We start from the raw sequence: 489 nt of genomic DNA, 5'->3' as shown, positions 1-489 counted from the left end.
CGCAAGCGTGCCCTGCGCGCAGAATTCCACCTCCAGCTCGCCCGACAGATACTGGCGTTCGAACTCCTTGTTCTCGCCGACGTAGCTGGAGATCATCTTCTTCACCTGCCGCGTGCACAGCAGCTTGCCCAGCCCCTCGCCGTCGATCCCGGCGTTGTTGCTGGCGATCGTCAGGCCCGTGGCGCCCGCCGCCTGAATCGCGTCGATCAGCCGCTCCGGGATGCCGCACAGCCCAAACCCGCCGGCGCAGATCGTCATCCCGTCGAACAGCAGGCCGTCGAGCGCCGCCGCGGCATCCGGATAGAGCTTCTTCACGCGCCTCACCCTCCCTAACTGCGGGGCACGACTAGCCGCGCGCCGCGCCCGCCGCAAGCGAAGCTGAACCGACTTTCAACTTCTTCAGAAGTGCCCCGGCGCGATCTCCAGCGCGGCGCACAGTGCGTCCAGCGCCTGCCTTTCTCCCGTCACCTTAATCGCGATCATCCCCAG

Annotated in this window: 1 protein-coding gene; it reads right to left on the bottom strand. The window is 66.7% G+C overall.

Annotated features, from left to right (window positions below; genetic code table 11):
• Window positions 1-315: CoA transferase subunit A (locus CVH10_RS17250; protein WP_146142978.1), on the bottom strand; the 315-nt coding region annotated here is incomplete at its 3' end.
• Window positions 316-489: the final 174 nt, after the last annotated feature.

Origin of the sequence: Halomonas sp. ND22Bw (assembly GCF_003011945.1) — a bacterium.
Taxonomy (GTDB): Bacteria; Pseudomonadota; Gammaproteobacteria; order Pseudomonadales; family Halomonadaceae; genus Halomonas; species Halomonas halophila.
This window is presented reverse-complemented; position numbering and strand designations above follow the sequence as displayed.